The sequence below is a fragment of the Mixta gaviniae genome (assembly GCF_002953195.1).
GTDB lineage: Bacteria > Pseudomonadota > Gammaproteobacteria > Enterobacterales > Enterobacteriaceae > Mixta > Mixta gaviniae.
The window spans coordinates 1,395,087-1,407,905 of the sequence record NZ_CP026377.1 but is presented as its reverse complement, the minus strand read 5'-3'; the positions used below and the strand labels follow the sequence as shown (position 1 = coordinate 1,407,905).

The 12,819-nt window shown below is 58.4% G+C and carries 13 protein-coding genes; 12 read left to right on the top strand and 1 reads right to left on the bottom strand.

The window, feature by feature from the left end; all coding sequences use genetic code 11:
• Positions 1-67 precede the first annotated feature (67 nt).
• From corC to C2E15_RS06455, 6 genes are all read left to right on the top strand, one after another.
• Positions 68-946, top strand: coding sequence for a CNNM family magnesium/cobalt transport protein CorC (gene corC, locus C2E15_RS06480; RefSeq protein ID WP_104956646.1), 879 nt, complete (start codon positions 68-70; stop codon positions 944-946).
• Positions 947-990: 44 nt separating this feature from the next.
• Positions 991-2,523: an apolipoprotein N-acyltransferase gene (gene lnt, locus C2E15_RS06475; RefSeq protein WP_104956645.1), complete on the top strand. Its 1,533-nt coding sequence runs from the start codon at positions 991-993 to the stop codon at positions 2,521-2,523.
• A gap of 403 nt (positions 2,524-2,926) precedes the next feature.
• The gene (locus C2E15_RS06470; RefSeq protein WP_104956644.1) at positions 2,927-3,823 is read left to right on the top strand and encodes a glutamate/aspartate ABC transporter substrate-binding protein; all 897 of its coding nucleotides are present in this window, start codon (positions 2,927-2,929) and stop codon (positions 3,821-3,823) included.
• A 154-nt stretch (positions 3,824-3,977) separates the two neighbouring features.
• Entirely contained in the window at positions 3,978-4,718 is a 741-nt protein-coding gene (locus C2E15_RS06465) for an amino acid ABC transporter permease (protein ID WP_104956643.1), read from the top strand.
• Positions 4,718-5,395, top strand: a complete 678-nt coding sequence (gene gltK / locus C2E15_RS06460; RefSeq protein WP_104956642.1) for a glutamate/aspartate ABC transporter permease GltK — start codon at positions 4,718-4,720, stop codon at positions 5,393-5,395. Before C2E15_RS06465 ends, gltK begins: the two co-directional genes overlap by 1 nt.
• Positions 5,396-6,121, top strand: coding sequence for an amino acid ABC transporter ATP-binding protein (locus C2E15_RS06455; protein WP_104956641.1), 726 nt, complete (start codon positions 5,396-5,398; stop codon positions 6,119-6,121).
• Between the two features lie 193 nt (positions 6,122-6,314).
• On the opposite strand, the gene C2E15_RS06450 is transcribed toward C2E15_RS06455, so the two are convergent.
• Complete coding sequence (locus tag C2E15_RS06450) at positions 6,315-6,797, bottom strand: zinc ribbon-containing protein (RefSeq protein WP_104956640.1); 483 nt, start codon at positions 6,795-6,797, stop codon at positions 6,315-6,317.
• A 234-nt stretch (positions 6,798-7,031) separates the two neighbouring features.
• Here C2E15_RS06450 and leuS point away from each other — a divergent pair, with 234 nt between their 5' ends.
• The 6 genes from leuS (at position 7,032) to rlmH (ending at position 12,788) form a co-directional block, all read left to right on the top strand.
• Positions 7,032-9,614, top strand: a complete 2,583-nt coding sequence (leuS, locus tag C2E15_RS06445) for a leucine--tRNA ligase (protein ID WP_104956639.1) — start codon at positions 7,032-7,034, stop codon at positions 9,612-9,614.
• Between the two features lie 14 nt (positions 9,615-9,628).
• Complete coding sequence (gene lptE / locus C2E15_RS06440; protein WP_104956638.1) at positions 9,629-10,231, top strand: LPS assembly lipoprotein LptE; 603 nt, start codon at positions 9,629-9,631, stop codon at positions 10,229-10,231.
• Complete coding sequence (holA, locus tag C2E15_RS06435; RefSeq protein ID WP_104956637.1) at positions 10,228-11,259, top strand: DNA polymerase III subunit delta; 1,032 nt, start codon at positions 10,228-10,230, stop codon at positions 11,257-11,259. Before lptE ends, holA begins: the two co-directional genes overlap by 4 nt.
• On the top strand, positions 11,259-11,903 hold the full coding sequence (gene nadD / locus C2E15_RS06430; protein WP_104956636.1) for a nicotinate-nucleotide adenylyltransferase: 645 nt from the start codon (positions 11,259-11,261) through the stop codon (positions 11,901-11,903). The genes holA and nadD overlap by 1 nt, the downstream gene beginning before the upstream one ends.
• Before the next feature lie 93 nt (positions 11,904-11,996).
• A complete protein-coding gene (rsfS, locus tag C2E15_RS06425) occupies positions 11,997-12,314 on the top strand; it encodes a ribosome silencing factor (RefSeq protein ID WP_104956635.1) in 318 nt (105 codons plus the stop codon).
• A 3-nt stretch (positions 12,315-12,317) separates the two neighbouring features.
• On the top strand, positions 12,318-12,788 hold the full coding sequence (gene rlmH / locus C2E15_RS06420) for a 23S rRNA (pseudouridine(1915)-N(3))-methyltransferase RlmH (protein WP_038627459.1): 471 nt from the start codon (positions 12,318-12,320) through the stop codon (positions 12,786-12,788).
• Positions 12,789-12,819: the final 31 nt, after the last annotated feature.

Below are 12,819 nucleotides of genomic sequence, written 5' to 3'. Positions count from 1 at the left end.
TGTCAGACCCTGCCGGCGACGCGCTGGCAGGCCGATCCTTATAAAGAGAGCCCCATACCAGAACGCCATGAGCGACGACCATTCACAAAACAGCGACACTCCCAGTAGTAAAAAGGGATTTTTCTCCCTCATTCTCAACCAGCTTTTTCACGGCGAACCCAAGAACCGTGAGGAACTGCTGGAACTTATCCGTGATTCCGAGCAGAACGAGCTGATCGATCAGGATACCCGTGACATGCTGGAAGGCGTCATGGATATCGCTGAACAGCGCGTACGCGATATCATGATCCCGCGCTCCCAGATGATTACCCTGAAGCGTAATCAAAGCCTGGAGGAGTGCCTGCAGGTGATCGTCGAATCCGCCCACTCCCGTTTCCCGGTGATCAGCGAAGATAAAGATCACGTGGAAGGCATTCTGATGGCAAAAGATCTGCTGCCCTTTATGAGCAGCGGCTCCGAACCCTTCAGCATGGAAAAAGTGCTGCGCCCGGCGGTCGTGGTGCCGGAAAGCAAGCGCGTCGACCGCATGCTGAAAGAGTTCCGCTCGCAGCGCTACCATATGGCGATGGTGATTGATGAATTCGGCGGCGTCTCCGGCCTGGTGACCATCGAGGATATCCTTGAGCTGATCGTCGGCGAAATCGAAGATGAGTATGACGATGAAGAAGATCGCGATATCCGTCAGCTGAGCCGCCATACCTATACGGTACGCGCCCTGACGCCGATCGAAGATTTTAACGAGGTCTTCGAGACGCAGTTCAGCGACGAAGAGGTGGACACCATCGGCGGCCTGGTGATGCAGGGCTTCGGCCATCTGCCGGCGCGCGGTGAAAGTATTGAGATTGAAGGCTATCAGTTTAAAGTCGCGATGTCTGACAGCCGTCGTATTATTCAGGTTCATGTAAAAATACCGGAAAATGCGCCGCTGCCTACGCTGGATGAATAATGCATTAATGGCTATCGCCTCCATTCTGGATGAATAACACATTTATGGCTATCGCCTCTGTTTATGCCCGCCAGCAGGTTCGCCTGCTGCTGGCTTTGCTTGCCGGCGCCGCCGGCACGCTCGCTTTCTCCCCCTACGATTTCTGGCCTGCCGCCCTCGTCTCGCTGATGGGGCTGCAGGCGCTCACGCTGCAGCGCACTACGCCGCAGGCCGCCGCGATTGGCTTCGCCTGGGGTTTCGGCCTGTTCGGCAGCGGTATTAACTGGGTTTACGTCAGCATCGCCACCTTCGGCGGCATGCCCGGCCCGGTTAATGTGCTGCTGGTGATCCTGCTGGCCGCTTATCTGGCGCTCTATCCGCTGCTGTTTGCTGCGGTAGTCAACCGCCTTGCGCCGCGCGCCACCCTGTTGAGACTGACTCTGCTGGCGCCGGTGGCCTGGCAGGTCAGCGAATTTCTGCGCGGCTGGATCCTCACCGGCTTTCCCTGGCTGCAGTTCGGCTACAGCCAGATCGATGGCCCGCTAAAAGGGCTGGCGCCGCTGGCCGGCGTCGAATCGGTCACCTTCATGCTGATGATTATCGCCGGTCTGGCAACCTTTGCACTGATGCAGCGCCGCCTGTGGCCGGCGCTGGCGGCGCTGGCGCTGCTGCTGCTGCCGTGGCCGCTGCGCTATATCAGCTGGTATCAGCCGCAGCCGTCGCGCGCGGTGGATGTCGCGCTGGTGCAGGGCAATATTCCCCAGTCGCTGAAGTGGGATCCGGAACAGCTGCGCAATACGCTGCGTATCTACAGTGACAGCAGCCGTCCCTTTATCGGCAAAGCGCCGTTGATTATCTGGCCTGAATCGGCAGTATCAGATCTGGAAGTCAACCAGCAGCCTTTCCTGCACGGGCTGGATAACGCGCTGCGCAGCGGCGACAGCACGCTAATCACCGGTATTGTTGATTCACGACTGGAGCGCAACCGCTACCACGACTACAACTCGGTTATCGTGCTGGGCGGCAGGCAGCCTTACGACTATTACGGCGGCAACCGCTACCAGAAGAACCATCTGGTGCCGTTCGGCGAGTTCGTGCCGCTGGAGGCGCTGCTGCGGCCGCTGGCGCCCTTCTTCGATCTGCCGATGTCCTCTTTCAGCCGCGGCGACTATATTCAGCCGCAGCTGAAGGCGGCGGGCTATAACCTGACGACGGCAATCTGCTATGAGATCGTGCTGGGCCAGCAGGTGCGCGATAACCTCCGTCCCGATACCGATTTCCTGCTGACCGTCTCCAACGACGCCTGGTTCGGCCACTCTATCGGTCCCTGGCAGCATTTCCAGATGGCGCGCATGCGCGCGCTGGAGCTGGGGCGCCCGCTGCTGCGCAGCACCAATAACGGCGTAACCGCCGTGGTTGACGCCGACGGCGCCGTCCAGCAGATAATCCCGCAGTTTACCCGGCAGGTGCTGGAAGCGCGCGTTACGCCAACCACCGGCCTGACGCCGTACGCCCGCACCGGCAACCTCACCGTCTGGCTGCTGACCGTACTGTTTACGCTGGCGTCCATCGTAACGGCGCGCCGTCTACGTCGCTAATGCGCTGACCGCAGGTGAAGCCGCTGCGCTTCACCTGCTCTTCTCCCTTTGCCCACCCGTTTCATCAAACCGACATCTTTACGTTTTAACGTGAATGGCACAGCCTTTGCATTATCAGCTGAGCGAACCCGCGTTTCACCGGCAGTGAACCCGCGCCGCCTGCGTCAATGCACGCTTTTCGATCGTCCTCCGCTCCGCTTTAGGGCAGCGTAAAAGAAATGCATTAATTTGGTGCGGCTGGCTTCGCAAAAAACAAACTTTTTTGTTTCATTGCGTTAACATTCCGCTATGTTAAGAGCTATTCAGACCCGTTCTGGAATGACAAGAGAAGAAAAGCGGCAGGCCATACACAACATTATCCCGGCGCCTGTATCAGGCGACCACACCACAAAGGAGTTGGAACATGCAGATGCGTAAAGCGGCGCTGTCTCTTCTGTTGCTCAGTGCAGCAGCAGGCGCAGCCCAGGCAGAAGAACTCACCGGCACGCTGAAAAAAATCAATGATAACGGCGTTATCGTGGTCGGCCATCGCGAGTCTTCCGTTCCCTTTTCTTACTATGACAACCAGCAAAAAGTGGTCGGCTATTCGCAGGCTTATTCCAACGCTATCGTTGCTGCCATCAAGGCGAAGCTGAACAAACCCGATCTGCAGGTGAAAATGCTGCCGGTCACTTCGCAGAACCGTATCCCGCTGCTGCAGAACGGTACCTATGATTTTGAATGCGGCTCAACCACCAACAACCTTGAGCGCCAGAAACAGGCCGCCTTCTCCGATACCATCTTCGTGATTGGCACGCGTCTGCTGGTGAAGAAAGGCAGCCCGATTAAAGATTTCGCCGATCTGCAAGGCAAAACCGTTGTTGTTACCTCCGGCACCACCTCAGAGGTGCTGCTGCATAAGCTCAATGACGAGAAGAAAATGGATATGCGCATCATCAGCGCGAAAGATCATGGCGACTCATTCCGCACCCTGGAAACCGGCCGCGCCGTGGCCTTTATGATGGATGACGCCCTGCTGGCCGGCGAACGCGCCAAGGCGAAGAAGCCGGCTAACTGGGAGATCGTCGGCACGCCGCAGTCGAAAGAGGCCTACGGCTGTATGCTGCGTAAAGATGATGCGGCGTTTAAGACGCTGGTTGATGACACCATCGCCAAAGCGCAGACCTCCGGCGAGGCGGAAAAATGGTTTGATACCTGGTTTAAACAGCCGATCCCGCCGAAAAATCTTAATCTGAACTTTGCGCTTTCCGACGATATGAAAACGCTGTTCAAGACGCCGAATGATAAAGCCTTAAATTAACAACAACGACAACAGGGCGATACGTCGCCCGCTCGATTGCTGAAAACAGGCTCGGACAGACAGCGCCCGTCGGTCGTTCCCCGACAGGCGTTCCACAGAAGCCTCTCATCAATCTTCAGGGTAGCTTAGCTACCCTTTTTTACCGGAGTTTGTTATGGGTATTAACTGGAACTGGGGCATCTTCTTCGAACAGGCCCCGTTCGGCAACACCACCTATCTCGGCTGGCTGTGGTCAGGTTTGCAAACCACCCTTGCCGTCTCAGCCTGTGCCTGGATCATCGCCTTTTTCGTCGGCTCGTTTTTCGGCATTCTGCGCACCGCGCCCAGCCGCCTGCTTTCCGCAATCGGCACCTGCTATGTGGAACTGTTCCGCAATATTCCGCTGATTGTGCAGTTCTTCTTCTGGTATCTGGTGGCGCCTGAGCTGGTGGGCGAAGAGTTAGGGATGTGGTTTAAATCGGAGCTGGATCCTAACCTGCAATTCTTTCTCTCCTCGACGATCTGTCTCGGGCTGTTTACCGCCGCGCGCGTTTGCGAACAGGTGCGCGCCGCGATCCAATCCCTGCCGCGCGGGCAGCGCAACGCAGGCCTGGCGATGGGGCTGACGCTGCCGCAGACCTACCGGTACGTCCTGCTGCCCAACGCTTACCGCGTTATCGTGCCGCCGATGACCTCCGAGATGCTCAACCTGGTGAAAAACTCTGCCATCGCCTCGACCATCGGCCTGGTCGATATGGCAGCGCAGGCGGGCAAGCTGCTGGACTATTCGGCGCACGCCTATGAATCTTTTACCGCCATTACCCTCGCCTATATCGCGATTAACCTGGTGATTATGCTGGTGATGAGCCTGGTCGAGCGTAAAGTGCGCCTGCCCGGCAATACAGGGAGCAAATAATGTACGAATTTGACTGGAGTTCCATCGTCCCCAGCCTGCCCTATTTGCTCAATGGTCTGGTGATCACCCTTAAAATCACCGTGACGGCGGTGGTATTCGGCATCATCTGGGGCACTCTGCTGGCGGTGATGCGCCTCTCCACCTTTAAGCCGATCAGCTGGTTTGCCCGGCTTTACGTCAACCTGTTCCGCTCCGTACCGCTGGTGATGGTACTGTTATGGTTCTATCTGGTGGTGCCGAGCTTTCTGCAGCAGGTGCTGGGGCTGTCACCGAAAACCGATATTCGCCTGATCTCGGCAATGGTCGCCTTTTCGCTGTTTGAAGCGGCCTACTATGCGGAAATCATTCGCGCCGGCATTCTGAGCGTGTCGCGCGGCCAGGGCAATGCCGGGCTGGCGCTGGGCATGACCCCGTTTCAGACCATGCGGCTGATTATTCTGCCGCAGGCGTTTCGCGCTATGGTGCCGCTGCTGCTGACACAGGGCATCGTCCTGTTTCAGGATACATCGCTGGTTTATGTGCTTAGCCTCGCCGACTTCTTCCGTACCGCCTCCTCTATCGGCGAACGTGACGGCACCCAGGTCGAGATGATCCTGTTCGCCGGTCTGGTCTATTTCGTTATCAGTATTAGTGCTTCAACGCTGGTCAGCTACCTAAAAAGAAAAAGGACGGTATAAATGATTACCCTGAAAAACGTTTCAAAGTGGTATGGTCACTTTCAGGTGCTGACCGATTGCTCAACGCAGGTGCATAAAGGCGAAGTGGTGGTAGTGTGCGGCCCTTCCGGCTCGGGCAAATCGACCCTGATTAAAACCGTTAACGGCCTGGAGCCGATTCAGCAGGGCGCGATTGAGGTCAATGGCATTCAGCTCAGCAACAAGAAAACCAATATGGCGCAGCTGCGTTCCAAAGTGGGCATGGTTTTCCAGCATTTCGAGCTATTCCCCCATCTCAGCATTCTCGAAAACCTGACGCTGGCGCAGATCAAGGTGCTGAAGCGCAACAAAGAGGCGGCACGCGATAAAGGGCTAAAGCTGTTGGATCGCGTCGGCCTTTCGGCGCACGCCAATAAATTTCCCGGCCAGCTCTCCGGCGGCCAGCAGCAGCGCGTAGCGATAGCCCGCGCGCTCTGTATGGATCCGGTGGCGATGCTGTTCGACGAGCCGACCTCGGCGCTCGATCCGGAAATGATTAACGAAGTGCTGGATGTCATGGTGGAGCTGGCGCACGAGGGGATGACCATGATGGTGGTAACCCATGAGATGGGCTTTGCGCGCAAGGTGGCTAACCGGGTGATCTTTATGGATGAAGGCAAGATTATCGAAGATACGCAGAAAGAGGCGTTTTTCGCCAATCCGCAGTCCGACCGCGCCAAAGATTTCCTCGCCAAGATCCTGCATTAAGGCGGCGCGGCCGCCGCGAACCGCCGGCCGCTGACCACGAAAGAAAAGCTGATGGAGAGCCCGCGAAACGTCCCGCGCGATGGAAAGCGCGGGACGCGCCGGCAGCAGACCGTTGCCGGCCTGCTGCCTCCTGCGCCATAAGATACGGCCTGGCACGCGGTCACTCACTGCAGGCGGCTTAAGCCTCTATCATTCAGGGCGTAAACGGCTGACGCTGAAAATGATCGTGCCCGCATTCCGGGCAAAGCGTCAGCGTCTCGGGGGTATAAATGGCGCGGGTAAAGTGGCACTTCTCACACACCAGGTTGCCCAGCCCCACCACTTCGCCGCTCTGATAGACGCCGTGGTGATTTAAATCCTGGAACACTTCACGCCACTCCAGCTGGCTTTTATCGGTAATGTCGGCCAGCTCCTTCCACAAACTTTCGCGCACTACGCGCATAAAGACGCTGTCGGTCAGATCGCTCTCATTCTCCTGATAGCTCCGGGCGAACTCCTCTAAATCGCGCCGCACCGCACGCGTCACGTCATTCACTTCGCTGCGTGTTAACTCGCCGTCCATCATCAGCTGCTGACGGGCCTGTTCCACCATGCCGTCAATGTCCCGCTCTCCCTGCGTCAAGCGCTCGCTCAGGGAAGAGACCAGCTGATGATAATGCTGCGCCACCTTGTTCATATTTTCTCCTGTTATCAGCGGTAAACCTCTGCTTAATTCTAGCGCCAATCGCGGATTTGCTCCGCCCGCGCCGCGTTTCGCTGAAAATTTTGCAGGCAGCCTTCCAGCTTACAGAGAAATGGACCGGCGGCGACCGTCAGGTGTTGTTGCGGCAAAGCCTTATCGGCTATGCTATGCGGATCTTAATCTATACCGTTCAGGCTTCGCGCTATTCATAAAGGACCACAGGCTGCCATGCAAGAGCAATACCGCCCGGAAGAGATAGAATCCCGTGTTCAGCAACACTGGGATGACCAACAGACATTCAAAGTGACCGAAGAAGAAGGCAAAGAGAAATATTACTGCCTCTCGATGCTGCCCTATCCTTCTGGCCGCCTACATATGGGCCATGTGCGCAACTACACCATCGGCGATGTGATCGCCCGCTACCAGCGCATGCTGGGCAAAAACGTGCTGCAGCCGATCGGCTGGGATGCGTTTGGTCTGCCGGCGGAAGGCGCGGCGGTTAAAAACAACACGGCGCCCGCGCCCTGGACCTACGCCAATATCGACTATATGAAGAACCAGCTGAAGCTGCTGGGTTTCGGCTATGACTGGAGCCGCGAGCTGGCCACCTGTCAGCCCGATTACTACCGTTGGGAACAGTGGTTCTTTACCAAACTGTATGAAAAAGGCCTGGTTTATAAAAAAACCTCGGCGGTGAACTGGTGCCCGAACGATCAGACGGTGCTGGCTAACGAACAGGTTATCGACGGCTGCTGCTGGCGCTGCGACACCAAAGTCGAGCGGAAAGAGATCCCGCAGTGGTTTATCAAGATCACCGACTACGCCGACGAGCTGCTGAACGATCTGGACAAGCTGGAGGAGTGGCCGGAACAGGTCAAAACCATGCAGCGCAACTGGATCGGCCGCTCTGAAGGGGTTGAAATCACCTTTGAGGTGGCGGAAAGCGAAGAGAAAGTCACGGTCTACACGACCCGTCCCGACACCTTTATGGGCGCAACCTATGTCGCCGTGGCGGCGGGCCATCCGCTGGCGACCCAGGCGGCGATGAACAATCCGGTGCTGGCCGACTTTATCGCGGAATGCCGCAACACCAAGGTGGCGGAAGCGGATATGGCCACCATGGAGAAAAAAGGCCTGCCGACCGGCCTGTTCGCCATCCACCCGCTGAGCGGCGATAAGGTGCCGGTCTGGGTCGCGAACTTTGTGCTGATGGAATATGGCACCGGCGCAGTCATGGCGGTGCCAGCGCACGACCAGCGCGACTGGGAGTTCGCCACCAAATACGATCTGCCGATCAAGCCGGTAGTGCTGAATCTGGACGGCAGCGAGCCGGACGTCAGCGCCGCCGCGATGACCGAAAAAGGCGCGCTGTTTAACTCCGGCGAGTTTGACGGTCTCGACCATGAAGCGGGCTTCAACGCCATCGCCAATAAGCTGGCGGAAAAAGGCGTCGGCGTGCGCAAAGTCAACTACCGTCTGCGCGACTGGGGTGTTTCCCGTCAGCGCTACTGGGGCGCCCCGATCCCGATGGTGACGCTGGAAGATGGCACCGTCATGCCGACGCCGGAAGATCAGCTGCCGGTAGTGCTGCCGGAAGATGTGGTAATGGACGGTATCACCAGCCCGATTAAAGCGGATCCGGAGTGGGCTAAAACTACGGTCAACGGCCAGCCGGCGCTGCGCGAAACCGATACCTTCGATACCTTTATGGAGTCATCCTGGTACTACGCACGCTATACCTGCCCTGACTATGATAAAGGCATGCTTGATCCGGCTGCAGCGAACTACTGGCTGCCGGTCGACCAGTATATCGGCGGCATCGAACACGCCATTATGCACCTGATGTACTTCCGCTTCTTCCACAAGCTGCTGCGCGACGCGGGCCTGGTCAACTCCGACGAGCCGGCGAAACGCCTGCTGTGTCAGGGCATGGTGCTGGCCGACGCCTTCTACTATCTGGGCGTTAACGGCGAGCGCAACTGGGTCTCTCCGGTTGATGTCACCGTCGAGCGCGACGAGAAAGGCCGCATCGTGAAGGCTGTCGACACCTCAGGCCGCGAAGTGATCTACGCCGGCATGAGCAAAATGTCGAAATCCAAAAACAACGGCATCGACCCGCAGCTGATGGTGGAGCGTTACGGCGCGGATACGGTGCGTCTGTTTATGATGTTCGCCTCCCCGGCGGAAATGACGCTGGAGTGGCAGGAGTCGGGCGTGGAAGGCGCTAATCGCTTCCTGAAGCGCGTCTGGAAACTGGTTTACGACCATAGCCAGAAAGGCGCTGTCGCCGCGCTGGATCTGAACGGCCTGAATGACGATCAGAAAGCGCTGCGCCGCGATCTGCACAAAACCATCGCTAAGGTCTCCGATGATATCGGCCGCCGTCAGACCTTCAACACCGCCATCGCCGCCATTATGGAGCTGATGAACAAACTGGCGCGCGCGCCGCAGGAGAGCGAGCAGGATCGCGCGCTGCTGCAGGAAGCGCTGCTGGCCGTGGTACGTATGCTCTACCCGTTCACCCCGCACGCCAGCTTTACGCTGTGGCAGGCGCTGGGCGGCGAAGGCGACGTCGACAACGCCCCCTGGCCGGTTGCGGATGAATCCGCTATGGTTGAAGACTCCGTGCTGGTGGTCGTGCAGGTTAACGGCAAAGTACGCGGTAAAATTACCGTGGCAGCGGAGGCTACTCAGGAGCAGGTTCAGGCGCGTGCCGCGCAGGAACATCTGGTGGCGAAATACCTGGACGGCGTCACTATCCGTAAAGTGATTTACGTCCCGGGCAAACTGCTTAACCTGGTTGTGGGTTAAGTTCAGGAGGAACTGTGCGACATCCGATTTTTACCTTTTTACTCGGCCTGGCGGTGCTGGTCACCGCCGGGTGCGGTTTCCATCTGCGCAGCACCACTCAGGTTCCGCATGAGTTGCGCACGCTGGTATTACAGAGCAGCGACCCGTACGGTCCGCTGGCGCGCACCGTGCGCCAGCAGCTGCGCCTGAACAATATCACTATTGTAGAAGCGGAAGATGCCGGCACCCGTACCGACCTGCCGACGCTGCGCCTCTCCGGCGAACGCCAGAACCGTGACACCGCCTCGGTGTTTCAGAACGGCGTGACGGCGGAATACTCGATGGTGATGTCGGTCAGCGCGCAGGTCGTGGTGCCGCAGAAGGGGATCTACCCGATCAGCGCCACCGTATATCGTTCTTTCTTCGATAACCCGCTGGCGGCGCTGGCGAAAGATGCTGAGCAGAACATCATTCGCGATGAGATGCGTCAGCGTCTGGCCGAACAGCTGGTGCGTAAACTGCTGACGGTGCATGCCGCTCAGCTGAACGATAAAACGACTCTGCCAGGTCCGGACGTGCTGGCGCCGGGCGAGGATTCACCGGAAGTCTCCTCCTCTTCAGCCACCAGTCTGCAATGATCAGGATTTACCCTGAACAACTGCACGCGCAGCTCCGCGAGGGGCTGCGCGCCTGCTATCTGCTGATTGGCAACGAACCGCTGCTGCTGCAGGAAAGTCATGACGCCATCAAAGCCTGCGCGCAGCAGCAGGGCTTTACCGAACATTTCAACGTTGTGCTGGATAACAGTACCGACTGGGACGCCGTGTTCAGCAACTGCCAGGCGATGAGCCTGTTCGCCAGCCGCCAGACGCTGACGCTAACGCTGCCGGAAAACGGCCCCAACGCGGCGATCGCCGCCCAGCTGGAAAAGCTCAGCACGCTGCTGCACAACGATATTCTGCCGATGATCGTCGGCGCCCGCTTAACCAAAGCCCAGGAAAACAGCGCCTGGTTTAAAGCCTTCAGCGCCCAGGCGGTACTGGTGCCCTGCGCCACGCCAGAGCATGGCCAGCTGCCGCGCTGGGTCGCCACGCGCGCCAAAGCGATGAAACTCGATCTGGACGAAGCGGCCTGCCAGCTGCTCTGCTACTGCTACGAAGGCAATTTGCTGGCGCTGGCACAGGCGCTGGAGCGCCTCTCCCTGCTCTGGCCGGACGGCAAACTGACGCTGCCGCGCGTTGAACAGGCGGTCAGCGATGCCGCGCATTTTACGCCGTTCCACTGGGTCGACGCGCTGCTGGCGGGCAAAAGCAAACGCGCGCTGCACATTTTGCGCCAGCTCGCGGCGGAAGAGAGCGAGCCGGTGATCCTGATCCGCACCCTGCAGCGCGAACTGCTGCTGCTGCTGACCTTGCAGCGTCAGCAGGAAAAAACGCCGCTGCGCGCCCTGTTCGATCAGCATCGCGTCTGGCAGAACCGGCGCCCGCTGTTTAGCGAGGCGCTGCAGCGCCTCTCGCTTTTGCAGATCCGCCAGGCGATTCAGTTGCTGACCCGTCTGGAGATCACGCTAAAACAGGATTATGGCCAGCGTCTCTGGCCGGAACTGGAAACCCTTTCGCTGTTACTCTGCAATAAAGCGCTACCGGCAGAATTAGGGGAATTTTAATGGTTTCACTTCAGGCGCTATTCGGCGGCACGTTCGATCCCATCCACTACGGCCATCTGCAGACGGTTGAGGCGCTGGCGCATCAGGTTGGCCTGCGTCAGGTGACGCTGCTGCCGAACAATGTGCCGCCGCACCGGCCGCAGCCGGAAGCGAGCGCAGCGCAGCGCGTGGCGATGGTAGAGCTGGCGATCGCCGATCGCCCGCTGTTTAATCTCGATACGCGCGAGCTGATGCGGCAAACGCCCTCGTGGACGGTGGAAACGCTGGAGCAGCTGCGCGCGGAACGCGGCGCGCAACAGCCGCTGGCCTTTATCATCGGTCAGGATTCGCTGCTCAGCCTGCACAAGTGGCATCGCTGGGAGGCGCTGCTTGATCTCTGCCATCTGCTGGTCTGCCAGCGCCCCGGCTATCCCGGCACCATGCCGACGCCGGCGCTGCAGCAGTGGCTGACGCAACATCAAACCACTGACGCCGAAGCGCTGCACCGCCAGCCCGCCGGTCTGATCTGGCTGGCGGATACGCCGCTGGTGCCGGTATCGGCCACCGATATTCGTCAGCGTCGTCATCAGGGCATGCCCTGCGATGACTTGCTGCCCGCCGCCGTTATCGACTATATCAATCGTCAGGGCTTATATCGCCCTTGATAAGCGCATGGTATACTGCGCCGCTAAATTTTTCAGGCGCCCGCTTCGGCGCGCCTGACCGTTAACAGAAACAGTTACCCAAGGGGGAACCTTTTGCAAGGTAAAGCACTCCAAGACTTCGTTATTGATAAGATTGATGATCTGAAAGGTCAGGATATCGTTTCTCTCGACGTGCAGGGTAAATCCAGCATCACCGATTGCATGATTATCTGTACCGGCACCTCTTCGCGTCATGTGATGTCCATTGCCGATCACGTGATGGAAGCATCGCGCGCCGCTGGCCTGATCCCGCTCGGCACGGAAGGCAAAACCGCCGCTGACTGGGTCGTGGTCGATCTCGGTGAGGTTATTGTTCACGTCATGCAGGAAGAGAGCCGTCACCTGTATGAGCTGGAAAAGCTCTGGAGCTAAGCCGTGAAGTTGCAGCTTGTCGCCGTAGGCACCAAAATGCCGGACTGGGTTCAAACCGGCTTTATGGAATACCTGCGCCGCTTTCCAAAGGATATGCCGCTGGAGCTGACTGAAGTCACAGCGGGTAAACGCGGTAAGAACGCGGATATCAAACGTATCCTCGAAAAAGAAGGCGAAGCGATGCTGGCGGCGGTAGGCAAAGGCAACCGGATTGTCACGCTGGATATCCCGGGGCAACCCTGGGAAACGCCGCAGCTGGCTCAACAGCTGGAGCGCTGGAAGCAGGATGGCCGCGACGTCAGCCTGCTGATCGGCGGTCCCGAAGGGCTGGCGCCGGCCTGCAAAGCCGCTGCAGAACAAAGCTGGTCGCTTTCCGCGCTGACGCTGCCTCATCCGCTGGTACGCGTGTTGGTCGCAGAAAGCCTGTATCGTGCATGGAGCATCACTGCGAATCATCCTTATCACCGTGAATAATCCGATAAGGCAAACCGGACAACCGAACAGC